The sequence below is a fragment of the Nostoc sp. CALU 1950 genome (genome assembly GCF_051172895.1).
GTDB lineage: Bacteria > Cyanobacteriota > Cyanobacteriia > Cyanobacteriales > Nostocaceae > Nostoc > Nostoc edaphicum_A.
On the sequence record NZ_JBDNJQ010000019.1, the window covers coordinates 36,564 to 60,077 of the forward strand.

Below are 23,514 nucleotides of genomic sequence, written 5' to 3' on the forward strand. Positions count from 1 at the left end.
TGTTTTTTTCTTGTTGCCTTTCAGACATCAATATTTCTCAGGGCTTACGCAAACAATAGCCGAAACCCTTTTTTTCAGGTAAGGGAAATTCATCAATTGCCCCTACAGCATTTAGTTTTGCGTAAGTCCAATTTCTGATGTAGAGACTTTGCAATGCAAAGTCTCTACACACATCCATCAAATCTTCACAAACAATCCCTAACTGAATGGTATTACTTTATACGGCAGATTTTGGAACCAAGACGGCTTGCCGTCGTCTATTAAATCAGACCATATAACAATATTGCTCTAAAAAAATCTGGAGCATTAATTAAAATGAAGACGCTTAGGCTACTTGCAATTGTTCCCACAGCTTTGGTGATGAGTTTGGTTTTCACTGAGGCTAATTTGGCACAAACACCAACAATCCAAATTAATCGGAATCTCCAACCAGATCCACTGATTTTGAACGGAAAGTCTGGGGGAACTGTGAAAAGCAATTGTGGCAATATTACTACTGAACCTAATCAATTGATCCAGGTTACGGAGTCACTACCTTATTTGCGATTAACAGTAGAGAGTCAAGGGAAACCAACACTGTTGATCGACGGGCCTGGAGGGCGCTTTTGTGTACTAGCAGATAGTTACTCTGGAGGTAAGTCAGAACTTTCTGGTTACTGGCAGGCAGGAAAATACTCGCTGTACGTGGGCGAACTATCACCACAAGAGTATAACTACACCCTCTCGATCTCGCAAAAAAATAAATAGTCATTAGTCATTTGGACTTCGCTAATGACTAATGACCAATGACTAATCTTCCAACGATTTGGCTGGAACTTCCACAGCAGTGACATCAATTGTGCCTTCTGGTGTGAAGCGCTGAAAATGACTATTTTGTACTAGCAGTGACTCTCCACAGCTAGGACACTGCAACTGACTGTTGTTTAAACCTGTAAATTCATATCCACAGACGGGACACTGATCAGCAACCAAGTTGCGTTGCAGCCACCAACGAAAGCCAAAAAAAGCCACAATGGGTGCCAAAAACAGCAACCCGACAATAATTAGTAACGAATTGACTAACCAACCCAAGCCCAGTGATGCTAGCAACCAAATAACTGCCAGCAGGGTGAGCCAAGGTCGGAGATTTAAAAGGTTCAATTGAAATGACTTAAAGCTCATTTTTTAAATGTTGTCCTGCTCTCCTTCTAGGATAGCGATTTTAGTCATTTGTTATTAGGACTCAAAACTGAGGATATAAGCATTTTTTGCAAGTGCTGTTGGAAGGCATCTATGCCAAACAGAGCGATCGCTTGTTCTCGCAGCCACTTTCCATCACATCGCTGGTCATCCCCTTGAAGCATTTCTATACAAGCTGCTGCTACAGCATCAGGACTGCGGTGTGGTACTCGCCATCCCAGTTTACCATCCTGCAAGGGGTCAGCTGAACCATCGTCGTCACCAGATAATACAGGTACTCCACAAGCCATTGCTTCTAGATAAACAATGCCAAAGCCTTCTTGCGAAGGCATAATATAGGCATCAGCAAGGCGGTAATGTTCCATTAATTCTTCTGTAGCAACGAAACCAGCAAATACGACGCGATCGCTCACACCCAAATCTTTTGCTAGCTGCGCCAATCGTGGTTGGTCATCACCGCGACCAATTACCAAATATTTTACTTCTGGAAAAACCTGAGCGATTTGTGGTAATGCCCGAATGGTGACATCTACACCCTTGTAAATATCCCCTGACCATAACCGCGCTACTGTCATCAACACCTTAGCACCAGTGAAGCCATACTTCTGAAGTAATTCTGGCTGCTTGGAACCAGGTGTAAATTTATCTCCATCAATTGCACAAGGCATCATTTGTACCATTTTGGGGTTTAGACTATTAGCAACACAAGCGCGATCGCGGCTGTAGCGACTAATTGTCCAAATTCCAATTGCTGATATCAAGGCGCGACGTTCTTGATTTTTCAGCGGTTCCCAAACTTCTTTACCGTAAGTTAGCACAGTGTAAGGAATCCCCAAGGGCTGGCAAAGAGTTTGTACTAGTACTGCTAAGTTAATATGACCGCAGAAAACTTGCTGGGGACGGCTTTGCAACAGACATTTAAGTAAAGCCGCTGCCATTTGCAGTCTCCCCAAATAGGGAGACTGATTTTTAAAGTAATGAAATTTTAAGTTCTCGTCTTCAAACACATTTAAGCTATCAGGACTATCTCGTAGCAAAAAGACTTCTGCCTTGTAGTCTTGGCTCAATCCCAGATAAGCGCGAAAAATATCTTTTATATATGATTGAATACCACCTTCGTGAGCAAAAATTTCTAAGAACACGAAGACATGGTTAGTTTTTTTGTTAACTTTATCACCTAACTTGAGGTTTTCTGCCACTGTAGTGATGTGCATATTAGATCATTTAAACTCGCGGTAAGGGTGCGATTGCACCACTCTGTAAGCGCTCCAAATCTGTTTTGACCATTTTTTCTAAAAGTTCCTCAAAGCTCACTTGGGGTTCCCAGCCGAGGTTTCTTTTCGCTTTACTGGGGTTAGCTACTAGTTGAAAATGCTCATCTTGCCGCAATAAACTAGTATTTAGGACTACATGGTGTGTCCAATCCAAGCCGACAGACTCAAAAGCTGTGGCAACTAAATCTCTGACACTATGCAGTTTACCTGTACCAATCACATATTCTTCGGGTTCATCAACTTGCAACATCAGCCACATTGCTTCTGCGTAATCTCCCGCAAAACCCCAATCGCGTTTGGCATCTAGATTACCTATTTCTAAGGTGTCAGTTAAACCCAATTTTATCGATGCGACTGCTAAAGAAACTTTTCGTGTGACAAACTGAGGTGCGCGTAGAGGAGACTCGTGATTATATAAAATTCCGCTACAAGCAAATAGTCCATAGCGCTGTCTGTGATGCACCATTGTCCAGTGGGCGTGCATCTTAGCCGCAGCATAGGGATTTTTAGGACGAAAAGGAGTTTCCTCATCTTGAGGCGAGAGGAATACATCGCCAAACATTTCTGAACTGCTGGCTTGATAAAATCTGGTAGACAAACCAACTTTTCGTACTGCTTCTAAGAGTCTAGTAGCTGTACCAGTTATCAAGTCTAGGGTTCCCAACGGATCGTTCCAGGAGTCGGGGACAAAACTGGGAGCCGCTAGATTGTAAATTTCTTGGGGACGTAGTTGTTCAACTGCGGTCAGTAGTGCCGCACTATCCCTCAAGTCAACCGTAAAAATTTCTACCTGATTTGCCAGTGTGCCCAGTTTTGTCAAATTCGGTTGTCGATGTGGAGGCACTAATCCTACAACACGATAACCACGGTTGAGAAGCAGATGGCTGAGATAGTAGCCATCTTGACCAGTAATTCCTGTAATTAGGGCTGTCTTAGTCATATTTCTCCCCTGTTCTCTCTATCTCTTTAAGCACAAAATGGCATCTTGTTGGAGAACAAAAAATAAGGCTCTCAACACTGCTGACAAATGTTAACAAGTGAGCTAGTGTAACTCGAATGCTATCTTTACTGTATTCACTAATTTTTTTTATACAAAAATATTCTTTGAAATTTTACAAAAAAATCATAATTACTAAGCAATTTCACGTAAAAAATATATTACTCCAATTCAGGTAATTTTGAAAAAAGAGTATACTTTTATCAATCAAATAACTTTATATTTGAGCAGAAACTCCTTCTGCTGGTGCTTCTGTTTTAAAGTGAGTGGCTAAAATTTAGCAGCGGCGACCACAGGAGAATTTTTTTTGTCTTGCTTGCTGTTAAGTATAACCAAGCTAGCAAGAGCGTCTGTCTGCGACACGCTGCGCGAACGTAGAGAAGACAAGTCCTCGCACTCCGTCGGTACTCTTTCCCTACGCTCCGCCTCTTCTTAAAAGCCAAAATTGGCATCAGAAGTATTCTTAGCTTCCTTTACCCTTGACTAGTTCACTTTTACTTTTGTGCTTCTACAGAGTATTTGACGATGAGCAGGCAATTTCTACCATCTGTACCGCGTTCGTATACAACACGGTCTGCCAACCGCCGGAGGAGAAACCATCCATACCCGCCTACTTGTAGAGTACCTGGGGCTGGCTCTGCGATCGCATCAGGATTGAAAGGTTTTCCATAATCCCAAATTCTAATCTCTAGTCGGTCAATCCACAGATAAACATTAATCTCAATAGTTGTTTCTGGCGGTAAAGCATGATGAGCGTGACGAACAGCGTTGGTAAAGCCTTCTGCTAATGCTAAATTAAGGCGATCAAGTTGGGTTTTTGACCAGCCAAGTTGAGACAAATGTTGCAGACAAAATTGCTCAAACCATTCTTGCACCTGGTTTAGGAGCCTGAGTTCGCTCTTAACCGTCAGATGGTCTTGCTGCACTATAGTAAGCATTAACTGTGACTTGAATATAAGTAAACCCAAGTTGCTAGTTATTAAATTTTGCGCTACTCGCAAAATTTCTCTGACATAAAAAAATCTAAATTTACATATTCTGCGTACCAAAATACAAAACATGAACGATTTTGGCATTCGGAGGGTTGTAACTAGCAACTTACGTTAAGTAAGTAAAAAATGTTTGTATTTGTTGATTCTTGGTGATTTGAGATTCTGGAATAGTTTTTCCATCCAAAACTTCAAAATCCCAGATGCAATCTGAACTATTGAAGAAGGTAGAAGACAGGAGGCAGGTGGCAGGAAGGAATTTATCTCTTGCTTTCAACACACAGTCCTCCTGCCTCTCTTGTTAAAATTGACGCCTGTTAATTGTTTTCAAAAGCACATCTGCATCTGCTCTTGAAACTCACAGGCGTCAAAGCACTTTGTGGTGACTAATTTAGAATAGTCCCAAGGTCAAAGATTTATCCAATGGCAAAGCAGCACCAATACCCAGCCATACGGTTACAAGAGTACCAACAAGGAATACTGTGGTTGCAACTGGACGGCGGAAGGGGTTTTGGAACTTATTCACGTTCTCAATAAAGGGAACGAGGATTAGACCTACTGGTACGGAACCCATTGCTAACACTCCTAAAAGTTTGTTAGGAAGCGATCGCAAAATCTGGAAGACTGGATACAAGTACCACTCTGGCAAAATTTCCAATGGTGTGGCGAAAGGATTTGCTGGTTCACCGGTCATTGCGGGATCTAGCACAGCTAGAGCCACAATGGCAGCGAAGGAACCCATGATCACAATTGGAAAGACGTAAAGTAGATCATTAGGCCAAGCGGGTTCACCATAGTAGTTGTGACCCATGCCTTTAGCGAGTTTGGCTCTTAACTGAGGATCGCTCAGGTCAGGTTTTTTTTGTGTTGACATTTTGAAATGTGCTCTCCTGCTTAAGTTAAATTAAAGCATTTGTGAAAGCTATCAGCTACTAGGCAAACAGCAGGGGGCAAACAGTGTTTCTCTATCTACAGTCTGCCGCCTGGAGGGCATCTACAGCTTTAAGCTTCAGATACAAGTGTTTGTTTTTTGTAACTTATGTGCAATTAATTTCTTGTGTTTCATAAGTTTAAAACAAACAACTTGATCTGAAAACTGATAAATGTTGCCTTTTGCTAATAGCTAAAGATTACAAAGGACCGGAAATGCCTTGCTTGCGGATCATCAAGAAGTGAAACAGCATGAAGACTGCAATCAACCAAGGCAGTACAAAGGTGTGGGCGCTGTAGTAACGAGTTAGTGTTGCTTGACCAACACTCGAACCGCCGCGCAACAGGTCAGAAATCAGAACGCCAACCACGGGAATTGCTTCTGGTACGCCGCTAACAATTTTCACAGCCCAGTAGCCAACTTGATCCCAAGGTAGGGAGTAGCCAGTAACTCCAAAGGAAACTGTAATCACAGCCAGGATCACACCACTTATCCAGGTTAGTTCGCGGGGCTTTTTGAAACCACCAGTAAGATAAACCCGGAAGACGTGCAAAATCATCATCAACACCATCATGCTCGCAGACCAGCGATGGATGGAGCGAATTAGCCAACCGAAGTTGACTTCATTCATGATGTATTCTACTGAGGAGAAAGCTTCAGTAACTGTTGGTCTGTAGTAGAACGTCATGGCAAATCCAGTGGCAAACTGGATCAGAAAGCAAACCAGGGTAATTCCACCCAGACAGTAAAAGATATTGACGTGGGGAGGGACGTACTTGCTAGTGACATCTTCAGCGAGCGCCTGAATTTCTAGGCGTTCCTCAAACCAGTCGTAAACGTTGGCCATACAATCTCAAGTTCCTAAAAGTCGGTTGCGGTTGATAAATCCCGAAGTTCTGAATCGGCAGAAGCCTTCGCTCAGACTTCTCTCCCAATTAGCAATTTTGGGATTTTCGTAAAGGGGAGTTTTTTAGTTTGCTTGTCAGCTTTCAGCGTGCTAAGAGACTTCAGAAACTTTACACTCTGTAAAGATAGAATATATTGCGATCTCTTTACGCCCCTACACACAAAATGGTGGACACAAAGTAGATTTTATCCTTTGGTGAGTGGATACGATGCATCAGTTGACTGAACAACTTGATGAGAAAAATGCACCACTTCTATAAAAAAAGTAACATAATCGAGAGATAGATTTCATCAACAACAGGGGAAGTGAGCATTTCTAGCCAATTTGGGTTGAGGTGGAATTGATAATGGGGTTCATGAACAAACAAGTCTTTCGGGTTGGATTTTCATTGCTAATGGCGTTTTGGTTGGCGTTGGGTACGCTCACCCAGCCGGCTCTGGCTTTGACGACGGAACAAAAGCTGGTTTCGGAAGTTTGGCGAATTGTTAATCGCACTTATCTAGATGAGACTTTTAATCATCAAAACTGGGCAGCAGTCAGGCAAAAGGTTCTGGAGAAGCCGTTGGCAGACTCAAATGCCAGTTATGCGGCGATTGGGAAGATGCTCAAGAGCCTGGACGATCCTTTTACCCGTTTTTTAGATCCAGAGCAGTACCGCAGCTTGCAGGTAAATACTTCTGGGGAACTGACTGGGGTAGGATTACAAATTGCCTTGAATTCTGAGAATGGGAAGTTAGAAGTAGTGGCTCCCATCGCCGGTTCACCGGCAGATAAAGCGGGGATTAGACCACGCGATCGCATTCTCAAAATTGAAGGCGTCTCTACAGAAAATCTCACCCTTGATGAAGCTGCAACCAGAATGCGCGGGCCAAGTGGCAGCCTTGTCACTTTACTGATCGAACGGGACGGAGAAGCAGAAACGGAAATTAGACTAACACGCGATCGCATTGCTCTTAACCCTGTGGTTTCCGAATTGCGTGTTTCCACGGACAATACGCCTATCGGCTACCTACGCCTGACTCAATTCAATGCCAACGCCTCAACGGAATTGGCACACGCTATTTCTAGTCTAGAAAAAAAAGGGGCTGCTGCCTACATTCTAGATTTGCGAAATAATCCTGGGGGGCTATTGCAATCAGGAATTGAAATTGCCCGTCTATGGTTAGACTCCGGCACTATCGTTTACACTGTTAACCGACAAGGCATTCAGGGCAGTTTTGAAGCCCTTGGACCAGCCCTGACGAACGATCCTCTGGTGATTTTGGTGAATCAAGGAACTGCTAGTGCCAGTGAGATTCTCGCCGGCGCACTCCAAGATAATGGTCGCGCCCAGTTGGTAGGCGAAACCACCTTTGGAAAAGGCTTAATTCAATCCTTATTTGAATTATCAGATGGTTCGGGCTTGGCAGTCACAATTGCTAAGTATGAAACTCCTCAACACCGGGATATTAACAAACTAGGTATTAAACCGGATACAGTTATTTCCCAAGCAGCCATTAACCGCGAACAGATTGGTACTGAAGCGGATCTGCAATATCAAGCAGCAGTACAACTTTTGGTGAAAAATTCGGTGGTGGCGGGAAAGGCATGAAGAGTGCTGAGTGCTGAGTAGGGAATCTCACTTATTACTCAGCATTCAATACGGTTCGGTTAAGGTTTTTTGATGAAAATTCTAGATCCTAAAAATGCGATAGATCATCACAAAGACATAGTTAGGGCAGCGACAAGTTATTTTTATCCTACAAAAACTGCGATTATCTCATTTATGCCGACAATAGTAGCTGAATCACAAATTCAGTTCCTTCGCCAAGTCGAGAATTGACTTCGATCGCTCCGCCATGTTTTTCTACAATAATTTGACGGGCGATCGCAAGTCCTAACCCCGTTCCTTTCCCAACAGCTTTTGTAGTAAACAAATGGTCAAATATTTTTTCTTTCACTTCTTCATTTATCCCTTTACCATTATCAGCAATAGCAATTTTAACTAGATTATTGGCGACTGAGGTTGTAATTTTAATCCAGTTAGGATTAGCTTTAGTTTCTTCAAAACTGCGTCCCTGATTAGATTCATCTAAGGCATCAATAGCATTTGCTAGAAGGTTCATAAATACCTGATTTAATTGACCAGGAAAACATTCAACCTGGGGCAAATTACCATAGTTTGTGATAACTTCAATGGCAGGACGTTGTTCATTAGCCTTCAGACGATGTTTGAGAATGAGAATGGTGCTATCAATGCCTTGATGGATATTGAAAGGCACTTTATAATCTTGATCGGTACGAGAAAAAGTTCTTAAACTGGTGCTAATATTTTTGAGCCTGTCACACGCCATAGACATGGAATCAATCATCTTGGGCAAGTCTTCTAAGCTATAATCCAAATCGATTTCTTCGGCGTGATCGAGAATTTCTTCATTTTTGTTAGGTAAACTTTCTTGATAGAGTTTTAAGTGTTCGACAATATCAGCAATAGTAGGTTTAGCTTGTTTAAGACTGGCAGCAATAAACCCAAGGGGATTATTCATTTCGTGAGCAACGCCTGCAACTAAATTGCCTAGTGCAGACATTTTCTCACTTTGCACCATTTGTAATTGTGCTTGTTGCAGGTTTTGTAAAGCAGCTTCTAGCTCTTGTGCTTTTTGTTGAAGTTGCACTTCGGCAACTTTGCGTTCGCGTAGTGCAGCTTGCTGTTCCGTAATATCATCCGCTAGGGAAGCAACTCCGATTAACTCGCCATCTGCATTTACAAGCGGATTGTTATACCAAGCACAAATGATGATTTTACCATCCTTTGTCACATTTTCATTGATACTGTAATTGCCGCCCTCCTGCGATATAATCTCGACGCTGACTCGCTCCATTTCTGTTTGAATCTTTTGAGGAATGATGAATTTGAATCCACAACCCAAAGCCTCTTGTTTGCTGTAGCCAAAGATTCTTTCTGAGGCTGGGTTCCAGTCAGTAACTTGATAATTGATATCCCACTCTATAACTGCCAGTGGAGTTTGCTGAACCAATAGCTGGAGTCGTTGCTGGGATGTTTGGAAGACAGACTGGGCGGTACTCAATTCATCAAGCGATCGCTCTAGTTGTTGGGCATTTTCTAGCGATCGCTCATAAAGTCGGGCATTTTCTAGGGAAATTGCGGCTTGAGCGCAGAGTAAATTGAGCAGTTCGACGCGATCGCTCGTGAACGCCCCAGTTGCTAAATTATTTTCCAGATACAAAATCCCCAGCAACTTTCCTTGATGTAAAATCGGGCTGCACAAGATACTCTGAGGCTGCTGACGAATGATATAGGGGTCATTGGCTAAAATCGGATCGGCCGTCACATCAAGCAGCACAGTAGTCTGGCTGTTGTTCTTCACTTTGTAAATCAGCTTTAGGGGAATATCTTGACTCTCCTCAATCAGAAGGCGCTGCAATACGACAGGCTGCGAACCCTCAATAATTGACCCTTTTATCAGTAGGCGTTCACCCTTGGTGTCACCTAGCGAATCGTCTCGCAAGAGCATGAATACACACTTATCGGCCCCCGCATTTTCGATGACGATCTTCAGCAACGATGAGAGCAGTTTTTCTAGTTCGATTTCACCTGAGATACTTTGGGAAGCCTTGAGAATAGCAGCTAAATCGAGAGAATCGGAGACGCTGGAGGAAGAACTAGAAGAACTAGTGGAGGTGACTGTTCCTAATGCGAAGACGGTTTCGTTAACCGAGAGAACCGTGCGAGTTTTTTGGAGAATAGGAGCTAAAAGTTGGGGATAGCGTCTTTCCAAGTCAGCGACTTTGGCTTTTGCACCCCAACGAGCATAGCCATAGTAAGCCTTCGTCATGTATGACTGGGCAATCTCCTGTTTATCCCAGTCGAGGTAAAACTTTGCGGCTAGTTCATTAGCCAGCGCTTCTTCCTGAATATAATCATTTTCTTTGGCTCCAATGATGGCGCGATCGTAATGTTCAATTGCTTCGGCTTTATTGCCCAAAACCCGATGTTTTTCTGCCTCAACTAAATACCATTTATGCAGATGATTCATCGGAGCATTTTGCGCCCACTGTTGCAAAGTGATTTGATGGGTTTGGGCCAAAGACAAAAATTCGCCTTGCTCCGACTCTGGCTGTGTGGGTAAGAGCGCCAAATGCGTCAGGGCTGTATAGAAATGAAAAATGGGAATAAAAATCATCCCTGATACTGCCATTAAATACTGTTTGGCTTGGGCGTTATAGTCTAGGGCAGCCGTGTAATTACCAAAAAAGTAGGCAAGCATCAGTTTGTAAGTGTAAGCAATAGCGATCACTGTGAGATCGTTGTCCTGATGGTGCTTAGAAAGCATCACCGTTTCATCGTAGGCAGTGCCAATTAAGCAATCCGACAGAATACGGCCTTCCCTCAAGTTCTGCACAGTCTGCTGCATCATATCCAAAAAAGTCTGGGCAGAATATTGTTTTACCTGCACTAAGACAACCCTGTAAGTTGCTATTTCGGGTTCCCAAATGTCCAGTTCTACCCCAGCAAAAAGTTTGGCAATGAGGTAATCGAGGGAGTTGTAGCCAGCGTTGAGAAAATCACCAGTTTCGATACCAGTTGCATAGCCATCTTTCATCGTCAACATCGTTGCTTTGAGAGATTCCTGATGATGTTGAACCCAAGCTGCAAACAGAAGTAGAACTTTAGACTTGAATTCCCCGACATTAAATTGATCCAGCAAGTTGATTGCCAATCGCCCAAAGCTATACCCTGTTTTCACTTCTCCCAAAAAGGCACACAACACCATACTGTGAATCGCATACCCCACCGTTGATCCTGGTGCATTGCCAAACTCAAGTGATAAACTCACCATTGTTGCGCTCAGTATGGGCATTAATCCAGGCATTGCCTGGAGAATTGGTGAAAATAATATTCCTAACAGTTGCATAGCTGCCTGAGTCTGGCGATCGCTCATTACAGGTAGATCGACTAATTCCTCAATTCCTCTGTCACCTTGAAGACTAACTACAGTTTGTAGGGCTTGAGCAATTTTGGCTTCGTCAGGTGCAGTGGGGAGTTCAACCCCCAATTGCAAGAGTGCATCTCTTCCGACTGCAATTGCTTCTAATATCTTGCCCTGGGCTGTCTGGGCGACGATTTGAATTTGGTAAATTTTGATTTTGTCTAAAATCGTCTCAGCTTTTTGTAACACCAGTGCTGCTATTTTTTCCATACCATCAAAATCAGCATTCAAATAAGCAGCTTCGGTAGCAGCAACATGGAGATTCAGAGTCAATTCATATTGATCTTGCCAGCAGTTGGCTGTCAGTATTTCAATCCCTGTTTGCAAATAAACTCTTGCCGCAGTATAAGCTGTAGAATTTCTTGCCTTCACTCCAGCTTTGAAGTTAAGTTGGGCTAAATCTTCCCGTTCTTGCGGTTGGGTGATTAGCTCAATTCCTTGGTTTAAATGCAGGGCAATATCAAACAGTTTTTCTTCCAGTTCTACTTCCGAGGAACTGTGCAGTAGTAATTTTCCAATTTTGAGGTGAGTTGCTTGTTTTTGCTCATCGGGAATCAGAGAATAGGCAGCTTGCTGTACTCGGTCATGTAAGAATCTATATTTGGCTATTTGTTTACTGGTATTATGATCTGACAGCGCTAATTGCTCGCGTTCTTCTCCTTGATAAAACTTATAAACATCACTAATCGGTAAAATCAACCCTTCTTGTAATGCTTTCCACAAATCTGAAGCCGTTTCGATTTGGGATTGTTCAGAAGCAATTGCCAAAGTTTCTAAATCAAAAGAGTTGCCAATACAAGCAGCTAACTGTAATACCTGTTGAGTTGATTGTGATAGTTTTCGCAATTGAAAACTCATAAAAGCCACCACATCATCTGTAACCGCTTGCTGATTTACTTGTACAATGTCACATTGCCAACTCCCTGCTTGGTAAGGGGGGATTGGGGGGGTAAATTCAATTAGCTTATCTTGATGCAATGCTTTGAGAAACTGGGTTGCAAAAAACGGATTACCTTGAGTTTTTTGATAGACTAATTGAGAAAGACTCCATGCCAAAGTTTCCTTACATTTCAGTGTATCAGCAACTAATTGATTCAGTATGACTTGATTCAGTGGTGCTAAAGTAATCGTATTAATAGTTGCTTGGTTTTTTTGAATCTCACTCAAAGTCAACATTAATCGATGTCCCGGATTGACTTCGTTATCACGGTACGCACCAATTAACAAAAGATGTTTTGTATCAGCCATCAATAGCTGCATTAACTTCAGCGATGCTGAATCTGCCCATTGCAAATCATCTAAAAACATCACTAAGGGATGTTCAGCACTGGTAAAAACTTGGATAAATTTTTGAAACAATAAATTAAATCTATTTTCTGCCGCCGTTCCTGATAATTCTATGGCGGCTGTTTGTTCGCCAATAATTCTTGATAATTCGGGGATAACTTCAATAATTACTTGTCCATTTTCTCCAACTGCCTCTAATATTTGGTTTCTCCATTGCTGGATTTGGATATCACTTTCAGTTAATAATTGTCCAATTAAATCCCGGAATGCTTGCACAAAGCCACTGAAGGGAATATTTCGTTGAAACTGGTCATATTTCCCTTTGATAAAATAACCCCGTTGACGCACAATCGGTTTATGAACTTCGTTGACAACCGCAGTTTTCCCAATCCCCGAAAACCCAGCTACCAGCATCATTTCCGTTGCGCCAAGGCTGACTCTTTCAAAGGCTTCCAGTAGAGTTGATACCTCGGTTTCTCGTCCATAAAGTTTATCAGGGATGATGAAGCGATCGCACACATCCCGTTGTGCGATCTCAAAACCCTCAATCAAACCCGTAACTTGTAACTGAGACAAACAATTTTCTAAATCAAACTTCAATCCCAAAGCACTTTGATAGCGGTCTTCGGCATTTTTTGCCATCAATTTCATGACAATATCACAAATAACTTGGGGAATCTCTTTTCTATTGCCTAATGCCATAGGCATTTTAGCAATATGAGAATGTACCAACTCCATTGGATCATTTGATTGAAATGGCAAAATTCCAGTAAGTAATTCGTAGAATGTCACACCCAAAGAATAGAAATCTGTACGGTAATCAATCCCCCGATTCATCCTCCCCGTTTGTTCTGGGGAAATATAAGCTAGTGTCCCTTCTAAAATATTAGGATTGACAAGTGTCTGGGTTTCTCGTGATAGCAGAGATGCAATACTAAAGTCAATTAATTTAACTTGTTTGGTTTCGAGGTTAATTAAAATATTGGCAGGTTTAATATCTTTATGAACGATCCGCTCTCGATACAATCTATCTAAGGTATTGCAGAGTGCGATCGCAATTCGCAAAAACTCTTCACTAGACGCGATATATAGCGTCTGGTCAGAGGTGAAATAATCTTTAAGAGAAATTCCCCCAAAGTCTTCCATCACCAGCGCATAGCCATTTTGGTAAGGTTCTAGGCTGTAGGTTTGGATGATTAGCGGGGAGTTAAGATTTTTGGCAATGTTGTACTGATTACGAAACGACAAGAGTTCAGAGAAGCTGGGATAAGGATTTTTCAGCAGTTTAATCACTACTGGTAATGAGTCAGTCTCTCGATACCCTCGATAAACTAGGGTTCTGGAACCATTGTAGAGTTCCTCGCTGATGCGATATCGGGGAATATTGACAAGAGTGCTAACCATGCTGCTAAATCTTTAAGATTTCCAGATTTAGTATTCCCAGATATCTGAAGTTGTTTACCAAAAATCACTAAAAATCATACCGGAATTTCAATGATAAATTCGGTTCCTTCGCCCAAAACCGAGTTAAAATTCAATTTTCCGCAGTGGGTTTCTTCAACAATTTGACGGGCGATCGCGAGTCCTAATCCTGTTCCTTTGCCAACAGCTTTCGTCGTAAATAAATGGTCAAATATCTTTTGTTTTACCTCTTGAGCCATTCCCTTCCCATTGTCAACAATTGTAATTTTTACACCTTTAATTTCTAGTGATGTTTTAATTGTGATGCGGTTAGGATTAATTTTAATTTCCTCAAAACTCCGATTTGTATTTGATTCATCCAATGCATCAATCGCATTTGCTAAGATATTCATAAATACTTGATTTAATTGTCCAGGAAAACACTCAACTTGAGGTAAAGTGCTGTACTCAGTTATCACTTCAATTGCTGGGCGTTGCTCGTTAGCCTTGAGACGATGTTTCAAAATTAAAATCGTGCTGTCGATGCCTTGATGAATATTAAACGGCACTTTATAATCTTTGTCGGCACGGGAGAAAGTTCGTAAACTGGTGCTGATATTTTTTAGGCGATCGCACGCCATAGTCATAGAATCAATCATCTTGGGCAAGTCTTCTAAGCTATAATCCAAGTCGATTTCTTCGGCGTGATTAAGAATTTGATCATTTTTGTTGGGTACACTTTCTTGATAAAGCTTTAAGTGTTCAAAAATATCAGCAACAGTCGGTTTAGCTTGCTTGAGACTAGCAGCTATAAAACCAAGGGGATTATTCATTTCGTGAGCCACACCAGCAACTAGATTCCCCAGTGCTGACATTTTTTCACTTTGGACAATTTGTAATTGGGCGTTTTGTAAATCGTTCAATGCTTGTTGCAAATCTTGTGATTTTTGCTGCAAGGCAAGTTCAGCTTGTTTGCGCTCGCTAATATCTCGCATCACAACTACCGCACCTGCTTTGTTACCCGAAGGATCGAAGATCGCTTGTCCGCTAGCTAACAAAATTCTCGTAGAACCATGCTTTGGCGCAATTACCATTTCGGCATTTTCGACTATTTCCCCTTGCAAGGCGCGAAACAAAGGAATTTCGGTTTTTAATAGAGGTGTTTGACCATCAGGTTGATAAAGATCGAAGTATTCTGCCCATTCTTCTGCTGGTAATGATTCTAGTGGTAAGCCATGAAATTCACGAGTTGCTTTGTTAAATAGAGTCAATTTACCATTAGCATCACAAACAACAATCCCATCTGTAATATTGTGAATGATGGCATTCAAAAACTCTCGTTCTTTGGCTAGAGATGCTTCGGCCTGTTTGCGTAAGCGCAGCTCGTTGTAGACATCGCTAATATCAATCATCACCCCATCCCAGACGATTGCGCCATCGACTTGTCGCTCTGGCCGAGCAAGAGATTGAATCCATTTGACGGTTCCTGAAGGCAGGATAATCCGACATTCTATGTCAAATGGTGTCAGATTTTGAGCAGAGTAGGCGATCGCTTGGGCAATAGCTGGTTGATCGTCAGGATGATTCATGGCGTAAAGGCTACGTTTCCCTGTCATCACTGATTCTGGCTCTAACCCATACAAGTCCAAACAGCCAGAGCTAACGTAGGGTGTTGAAGTTGAACCGTCAGCCGCCAAACGGAATTGGTACACCATACCAGGAATATTATTCGTCAAATTTTGAAAGCGGATTTCACTAGCCTGCAATTGTGCTAGAGATTGTTCCAACTGTTGAGCATAGTTCTGGGAATTGCGATAAAGGCGGGCATTTTCCACAGAAATTGCAGCTTGAGCGCAAAGTAAGTTGAGTAGCTTGACGCGATCGCTTGTAAATGCTCCAGTTGCCAAATTGTTTTCCAAATACAAAATGCCCAGCAACTTACCCTGATGCAAAATCGGGATGCACAAGATACTTTTGGGCTGCTGTTGCTGAATATACGGGTCATTAATTAATTGCTGATGCACCGTGGCATCAATAATCACTACTGGTTTTAAGTTGCGTTTGACGGTATTAATTAAGCTAACTGGTAGATCAAGAGAGTCTTCAACAGGCTGTGGGTTCGACAACATTGGGTAAAAATCGACTTCAGCAATTCCTTTGTTCTGTAGAGATGTGCCACCAAAGGAAAGCTGTGCTGACGCCTGAATTAATAAATCACCTGACTCCAAAAGCATGAACACACACTTATCGGCTCCCGCATTTTCAATGACGATATGCAGCAACGCCGAGAGCAGTTTTTCGAGTTCGATTTCGCTAGAAAGGGTTTGGGAAGCTTTGAGAATGGTAGCTAAATCTAAAGCAACAGAGACGTTGCTAGTACTGGAAGTGGCAGAACTGGTGGAGGTGATACTCTCTAATGTGAAGATAGTTTCGTTAGTTGAGAGGGGAGAACGGGTTGGCTGGAGAATGGGAGCGAGGAGTTGGGGATAGCGTCGTTCCAAGTAGGCGACTTTGGCTTTAGCTTCCCAACGAGCATAGCCGTAGTAGGCTTGGGTCATGTATTCCTGAGCAATCCGCTCTTTGCCCCAGTCGAGGTAAAATTTGGCAGCTAGTTCATTGGCAAGTGCTTCTTCTTGGATGTAATCGTTTTCTTTGGCTCCTTTGATCGCGCGATCGTACAAATCTATTGCCTCAGCTTTGTTGCCTTGGACTCGTTCTCGTTCCGCCTCGACTAGATAAAACTTGTGCAAGAAATTCATCGGCGCATGAGTTGCCCAGTATTTGAGTTTTTCTTGATTGGCAGCGATGCATTCCTTGATTGGCTGCTGTTCTGGGGTTGAAAGTTCTCCAAAATATGCTATTTGGGTTAAAGATTCATAGAAATGAAAGATGGGTACATATAAAAAAGCCATGACAGCATCCAAATACTGTCTTGCTTGTCCAGCCTGTTCTACGGCTTGTTCAAACTCTGAAAACAGATAGGACACAACTAGTTTGTTAATCCACAGCAATGCTAATCCGGTGCGATCGCCCGCTGTTTCATGTAATGGAAGTTGATGCTGTTCATTGTAGGCTGTACCACTCAACACCACTACTTCATCCCCATTCCCCATTAAATTCAGCAAAATTTGTCGAATCAACTGGGAATAGGTCAAACTGAGATTTTGCTTGAGGTGCTTGAGGGCTTCACAATATCGGGCAACTTCTGACTCCAGTTGCGTTAAATTCTTTCCAGCAAAATAGGAGTAAAAACCGTAGTTATACGCAGAGTAACCCGCAAAAGCCAAATCGCCTACATCTAAACAACTACAATAAGCTATCTGCAAAGGGTTTAATGTCTCACGCAGGTGCATTTTCCAATGCCTTGTGTACACATAGACTAGTAATAAAGTTTTCCCCTTCAATTCGGAATTTTGCTGAGGTGATAGCAGATCGAGGGCTAACTGACCGAATTCATAACCTAATCCAACCTTTCCGAACACACCACACATCAATATTCCATAAGAGACATAGCTAAAGGTCGAGGTTGACTCATTGCCATACACAACAGACAAATAAACCTTTTTTAAAATCACCAGTAAATACAACAGTGGCTGATACAGATAGGCGCAGGGTGCTACCGATGTCAAAATTCGAGCCGCTGCCAGGATGTTTGCATCCTTTGCTTCGCTGAGGTTGAGTAACTCACCAGGTAGACGTTCTCCAATCGCATCGGAAACGGTACTAAAGGCAGCTGCTACATCGTCCTGGGTAGGCTCTGTGGGCAGTTCCACTCCCAATTGCTTTAAAATGGCAAGTGCTGCTGCGATCGCTTGAGCAAATTGACCCTGGGCAGTGAATGCTTCAATCTTCACCTCATAGACGCTGATTTGAGCTAATGGAGTTTTGGCGTGATTTAGGACAAGGCTGGCATTGGCTGCCATCTGCTCTAAATCACCGCTTAGATAGGCGGCTTCTGTGGCGACTTGATGGAGTGCTAAGGTCAACTCATACTGATGCTGCCAATTGTTTTGGGCAAGTAACCCAATGCCTACCTGAGCATATTTGCAGGCAGCAGTATAGGCCGTAACCACCTTTGCCTTGCGACTTGCCATCAGGTTAAATTCGGCTAATGTTTGACGTTCTGCGGATTGGGCGATCAATTCAGTCGCAATATTGAGTTGACTGACTATTTCAAAAATCCGTTCTTCTCGGTTACTTTCGGGAGTATTACTTAAGAGTAACTGTCCAATCTTCAGGTGAACGAGTTGTTTTTCATCGGCGGGAATTAGTGAGTATGCTGCTTGTTGCACCCGGTCATGTAAAAATTTATAAGTAACTGTCATTTGTCCTTGGTCATTGGTCATTTGTTTTTGATCGTCTACAAATGACAAATCACTATTGACAAATGACTCCTGTTGATAAAACTTATAAACTTCATTTTGGGGTATAATTAAGCCTTCTTGTAAAGCTTTCCATAAACTTGTAGCCGCTTCAATTTGCGATTGTTCAGAAACGATCGCCAATGTCTTCAAATCAAATTGATTACCAATACACGCTGCCAGTTTCAAGATATCTTGAGTGTTGGGTGGCAATTTCTGAAGTTGTTGTGCCATAAATTCCACCACGTCATCAGTGAGAGCGAGCGATGTCTGACTACAAGCCGCTGCGCGTCTATGCACTTGTGCTACATCACATTGCCAGAAACCTATCTCCCAATCAAAGGTAATCAGCCCATCCTCATGCAGCGCTTTCAAAAACTGAGTCGTGAAAAAGGGATTGCCTTTGGCTTTTTGATAAACCAACTCTGTCAACGGCAATGCCTGTTCAATTGCACAACTGAGGGAGTCGGCAATTAAATGGTTAACATCTGCTTGACTCAAGGGATCTAGAGTTAAAGTCTTGACGCAGGAAGATGCCTTTTCAATTTCATCTAACGTCAACATCAGTGGATGAGCTGCAAACACCTCGTTATCGCGGTAGGCGCCAATAATGAATAGATAACCCCAATCACTCTGGGCCATCAACAGCTTCAGCAAATTGAGCGATGCCGAATCTGCCCACTGCAAGTCATCAAGAAACATCACCAACGGATGCTCTCTTGTGGTGAAGACTTGAATGAACTTTTGGAACAGCAGATTAAAACGGTTCTGTGCCGCACTACCCGATAATTGTGCGATGGCTCCGCCAACGCCAGGGGCGAACGCAGGCTGTTTGCCGATCAGCTGCTCCAGTTCAGGAATTACCTCGATCAGGAGTTGCCCATTGTCTCCAACTGCCGCTAAAATCTTGCTCTGCCATTGCTTCAGTTGGGTATCACTTTCACTGAGCAACTGTCCCATCAGATCACGAAAAGCTTGCACAAAAGCAGATAGAGGAATATTGAGGTTGAACTGGTCGTATTTGCCCTTGATGAAATAGCCGTTCCACCGGACAATTGGCTTATGCACTTCATTGACGACTGCGGTTTTACCAATACCAGAGAAACCTGCTACTAGCATCAGTTGGGAGCGACCATTAGCAACATAACCAAAGGTATCCAGTAACGTTTGCACTTCCGATTCTCGCCCGTAGAGTTTTTCGGGTATGAGAAAGCGATCGCTGATATCTCGCTGTCCCAAATCAAACCAGGTGTGCTTACCTGTTTCTCGCCACTGTTCTAAGCAAGTTACTAGGTCATGTTTAATTCCTAGCGCACTCTGATAGCGGTCTTCGGCGTTCTTCGCCATCAGTTTGCGGACAATTTCCCCCAGCATCAAGGGCAAATCGAGGTTGAAATCGCAGAGAAAGGGTGGAAGCTTTGCAATGTGACAATGCAGCAATTCCATTGGCTCATTGGACTCAAAGGGTAATTGTCCACTCAGCAGTTCAAAGAAAGTTACGCCTAATGAATAAAAGTCACTGCGGTAGTCAATACCCCTGTTCATCCGTCCGGTTTGCTCTGGCGACAGATAGGCTAGGGTTCCCTCCAGTCCGTTGGGACTTTGGATCTCCTGGGTTTCTCGTGGTAAGAGCGAGGCAATACTGAAGTCAATCAGCTTGATTTGTTTATTCTGAGGGTGAATTAGGATGTTGGCTGGTTTTATGTCTTTGTGAATGACACTCTGTTTATGCAACTGGTGTAAGGTGTCTAATAATTGCAAAGCAATAGGTAGAAATTGCTCTAATGTCAGTATTTTTCCTTGAATAAATTGCCGCAAGGAAACACCACCAAAGTCTTCCATGACCAGAACATAGCCATTATGATAGGCTTCCAGACTATAAGGTTTGATAATGCCGGGAATATCTAAATTTTTAGCGATCGCATATTGGTTGCGAAACTGTACTAATTCACTAAAAGTCGGGTATTCTCGTTTTAAGAGCTTGATGACAACTGGCAGGCGATCACATTCTCGAACTGCCCGATACACTTGGGTGCGAGAACCTGAATATAGTTGTTCTATAGTTCGGTAGCCAGCGATCCTTAAAGTTCCATCAACTTTGGCGCTCATAAGTTTTTACGAGAATATCTGTATACTAGCGTTATAATTCCCAGGACAATATCTTGGTTAACAAACGTTAGAAAACTGTAATTGAGCAAAACAGTTCCCAGTTCCGTTAGCGGTAGCTTTAACGCACCCGACAATTTAAGATTTACTTTATAAAAGGGTCTCTTATACCAATTTAATGTGAAGTTACACATATCTTGATCCCCCTAAATCCCCCTTAAAAAGGGGGACTTTGATAGATGTTTTTCCGGTTCCCCCTTTATTAAGGGGGGCTAGGGGGGATCGAATTCTATGCAGCTTCATAAAAAATTGGTATTACGCTCCTATTTTGTTAATTCCAAAATTTTCTCAAAATCAAAGTTATTTACTAACTGCCTTAACCCATTAGCTAAATGAGCAATGGAATGAGGGAATTTGATTAATTAATTGCAGAATTTGCTGACCATGAACTTTAGTTGCACAGTCACGTAATTGTGCTACCCATACATCTGGCATAACTGCTAACTCCCTTGCTTTTAAACTAGAGGCTCTATCCGCAACAAAGCTGGTAAATCTAGAGAGGCGAGGTGTTGATAAGCTTGATCTATGACTCGCTTGCCTCTAAGAAAGCCTGTATTAGCTCCAGGACAAATATACTGAAGAGTTTCTGGTGTAAAATGTTCTAACAATAATCGAAGACTCTGAATTTGCCTTGGCCAGTGAAAGGTTTTAGCTGTCCGTAATAATACGGCTTTGCCATGCTGATTGGGGAGTAAATGGCGACCAGAAAACAATATACCTCCAAGTTCACTGTAGTAGAGGCAAGATGAGCCAGGAGAATGACCTGGTGTCCAAATCACTTGTGTTGCTGCATCAAGGGTAAATTCCTGCCTAAATGTAGTTACGGTTAAGCCTGGTAATAAATAAGCTTCTTGCTCTTGAATCAGCACCTCGCAGCCAAAGGTTTGCTGAAATTCAGCAGTCTTACCAATAGCGCCGCGATGAGTGATGAATAACCAACGCACGCCTCCATGCGATCGCAAAAAATCTTGATTTGTTTGGTCTAAAGCAGGGCAATCTATGAGGATATTCCCTTCATTTCTTACAATAAAATAAGAGGTTCCCCCTAATGTGTCCCGATTGGGTGGAAAGGCAAAAATACTCTCTTGTGCGAAGTCCGATTGCAGAGAACTTCCGCTAGGAACTTCGTCAGGGAAGACAGCCCGTGGTGACTTAGTTGTATGACTTGGTTTTTGAGGTAAAGGGCACATGATCAAAGAACCGAAACTGAGGAGTTGTGGACAATCTGGTGGTAGTGTGGAAATTCTCAAGAATTGAACTGGGGATTGGGAATTGGGAATTGGACATGGGGCATGGGGCATTTGGGTATTAGTTATTCTTGTCTCCCAGTCTCCAGTCCCCAGTCCCCAGCACCCAATACCCAGTCCCCTATTAACCCTTGTGAAAACAATTGGGATTTGAGGTCTGCCTTGTAGTTAATGCTATGGTGCTGAAGCTACTGGTAGGGTGTTTTGTCAAAATTACTGAAGATAACATGGCATTTTGGTTTCTGTTTATCCTCCTACTGGGGCTAGCTACTTATCTAATGGTGCAGCACAGCGTCGCTCACATCACTCGGACGCCAGTATGGTTGTTGTGGCTGGTTTTAATGACACCAGCATTTCTGTTGAGTGGATGGACGCTGATATACGGGGCGAAACCACCTCCGCCACCAGGACTGATCATTTGGTCGTTATTTGTCTGCACACTGTTGTACTGGATGTTGTTTCACTGGGGGCGTCGAGTGCCAAGAGATACACAGACCGAAGCTGAATCCCAAGCCCAAGCTTCAGAATCACAGCCGACTATCCAGCCTACCCCAGAACCAATAGTGCGTCCCATTGAGCCAACGGAAGAAACCCAACTGCGAAATTGTTTTCCTTGGTCTGTATACTACGTTCAAAATATTGAGTATCGACCACAAGCTGTGATTTGCCGTGGTCAGTTGCGAACTAAAGCCAGCAACGCCTACCAGCAGATTAAGACTAATATTGAAGCACAATTTGGCGATCGCTTCTTGCTGATCTTTCAAGAAGGTTTAAATGACAAACCTTTCTTTGTGCTAGTTCCCAACATTCAAGCTGCGAAAGAGAGAAATACACCACGACGCGACCAGGAACGGTTAACTAAACCAGGATTAGCACTTCTACTACTAGTAGCTACTTTGCTAACTACTACCTTGGTGGGAGTGGAAATTGCTGGTGTTTCTCTGCCGCCTCTCTGGGAAATTGGCTCTTTGTTCAAAGTTCTATCTAACCCAGATATCCTGTTCAAGGGATTGCCTTATGCTTTAGGACTAATGACTATTTTGGGTATTCATGAACTTGGACATTATTTGACAGCTAAGTTTTACAAAATTCGCTCGACGTTGCCTTACTTTATTCCCGTACCTTTCTTTTTGGGAACTTTTGGGGCATTTATTCAGATGCGTAGTCCCATTCCCAACCGCAAAGCTTTATTTGATATTAGTATTGCTGGCCCAATTGCAGGTTTTGTTGTTACTTTACCACTACTAATATGGGGTTTGGCTAATTCTGACGTGGTTGCTATTACTGAAAAAACCCGACTTTTGAATCCTGATGCGCTTAATCCCAAGTATTCAATTTTACTGGCACTACTCTCGAAGTTAGCTTTGGGAAGTGAGTTAACAGCAAAATCAGCCCTTGACTTGCATCCAGTTGCAGTAGCTGGTTTTCTGGGATTAATTGTGACGGCGTTAAATTTAATGCCTGTGGGACAACTAGATGGAGGTCACATTGTCCATGCGATGTTTGGACAACGAACTGCGATGGTAATTGGTCAAATTGCTCGTGTGTTGTTGCTATTGCTGGCTTTAGTTCGGGAAGAGTTTTTGGTGTGGGCGATTATCTTATTATTTATGCCGTTGATTGATGAACCTGCACTAAATGATGTCAGTGAATTGGATAACAAACGTGACGTTTGGGGATTATTGGCGATGGCTTTGTTGATTATAATTATTTTGCCATTACCGCAAGCGATCGCTAACCTTTTGCAAATTTAAGTAGAGTATTCACCAATTCTGGATTCTGTA

12 protein-coding genes are annotated in these 23,514 nt (G+C 42.7%); 3 read left to right on the plus strand and 9 right to left on the minus strand.

All coding sequences use genetic code 11. From position 1 onward, the window contains the following. Nucleotides 1-315 precede the first annotated feature (315 nt). Nucleotides 316-747, plus strand: a complete 432-nt coding sequence (locus tag ABF638_RS08275; protein WP_435021850.1) for a hypothetical protein — start codon at nucleotides 316-318, stop codon at nucleotides 745-747. A gap of 42 nt (nucleotides 748-789) precedes the next feature. Here the strand turns inward: ABF638_RS08275 and ABF638_RS08280 are convergent, their stop codons facing one another. From ABF638_RS08280 to petB, 6 genes are all read right to left on the minus strand, one after another. Then, a complete protein-coding gene (locus tag ABF638_RS08280; protein WP_420758457.1) occupies nucleotides 790-1,161 on the minus strand; it encodes a hypothetical protein in 372 nt (123 codons plus the stop codon). A 44-nt stretch (nucleotides 1,162-1,205) separates the two neighbouring features. Continuing rightward, nucleotides 1,206-2,393: a glycosyltransferase family 4 protein gene (locus ABF638_RS08285; RefSeq protein ID WP_435021852.1), complete on the minus strand. Its 1,188-nt coding sequence runs from the start codon at nucleotides 2,391-2,393 to the stop codon at nucleotides 1,206-1,208. A gap of 10 nt (nucleotides 2,394-2,403) precedes the next feature. Further along, nucleotides 2,404-3,393, minus strand: a complete 990-nt coding sequence (locus ABF638_RS08290; protein ID WP_435021854.1) for a GDP-mannose 4,6-dehydratase — start codon at nucleotides 3,391-3,393, stop codon at nucleotides 2,404-2,406. A 551-nt stretch (nucleotides 3,394-3,944) separates the two neighbouring features. Continuing rightward, nucleotides 3,945-4,388 carry an ATP-binding protein gene (locus ABF638_RS08295; protein ID WP_069068486.1) on the minus strand — a complete coding sequence of 148 codons (444 nt, stop codon included), beginning with the start codon at nucleotides 4,386-4,388 and terminating at the stop codon, nucleotides 3,945-3,947. Nucleotides 4,389-4,830: 442 nt separating this feature from the next. Then, nucleotides 4,831-5,313: a cytochrome b6-f complex subunit IV gene (gene petD, locus ABF638_RS08300; protein WP_181930359.1), complete on the minus strand. Its 483-nt coding sequence runs from the start codon at nucleotides 5,311-5,313 to the stop codon at nucleotides 4,831-4,833. Nucleotides 5,314-5,569: 256 nt separating this feature from the next. Then, nucleotides 5,570-6,217, minus strand: coding sequence for a cytochrome b6 (gene petB, locus ABF638_RS08305; RefSeq protein WP_181930360.1), 648 nt, complete (start codon nucleotides 6,215-6,217; stop codon nucleotides 5,570-5,572). 406 nt (nucleotides 6,218-6,623) lie between these two features. On the opposite strand from petB, the gene ctpA reads away from it, so the two are divergent. Next, nucleotides 6,624-7,868 carry a carboxyl-terminal processing protease CtpA gene (gene ctpA / locus ABF638_RS08310; RefSeq protein WP_435021857.1) on the plus strand — a complete coding sequence of 415 codons (1,245 nt, stop codon included), beginning with the start codon at nucleotides 6,624-6,626 and terminating at the stop codon, nucleotides 7,866-7,868. Between the two features lie 172 nt (nucleotides 7,869-8,040). On the opposite strand, the gene ABF638_RS08315 is transcribed toward ctpA, so the two are convergent. The 3 genes from ABF638_RS08315 to ABF638_RS08325 all read right to left on the minus strand — a co-directional run bounded on the left by ABF638_RS08315 (nucleotide 8,041) and on the right by ABF638_RS08325 (nucleotide 21,673). Beyond that, nucleotides 8,041-13,959, minus strand: a complete 5,919-nt coding sequence (locus ABF638_RS08315) for a trifunctional serine/threonine-protein kinase/ATP-binding protein/sensor histidine kinase (RefSeq protein WP_435021860.1) — start codon at nucleotides 13,957-13,959, stop codon at nucleotides 8,041-8,043. A 74-nt stretch (nucleotides 13,960-14,033) separates the two neighbouring features. Continuing rightward, nucleotides 14,034-20,426 (minus strand): ATP-binding sensor histidine kinase, encoded by a 6,393-nt coding sequence (locus tag ABF638_RS08320; RefSeq protein WP_435021862.1) that lies wholly within the window; start codon nucleotides 20,424-20,426, stop codon nucleotides 14,034-14,036. A gap of 512 nt (nucleotides 20,427-20,938) precedes the next feature. Continuing rightward, nucleotides 20,939-21,673 (minus strand): MBL fold metallo-hydrolase, encoded by a 735-nt coding sequence (locus tag ABF638_RS08325; RefSeq protein WP_435021880.1) that lies wholly within the window; start codon nucleotides 21,671-21,673, stop codon nucleotides 20,939-20,941. A gap of 284 nt (nucleotides 21,674-21,957) precedes the next feature. On the opposite strand from ABF638_RS08325, the gene ABF638_RS08330 reads away from it, so the two are divergent. Further along, nucleotides 21,958-23,484, plus strand: coding sequence for a site-2 protease family protein (locus ABF638_RS08330; protein WP_435021882.1), 1,527 nt, complete (start codon nucleotides 21,958-21,960; stop codon nucleotides 23,482-23,484). Nucleotides 23,485-23,514 lie beyond the last annotated feature (30 nt).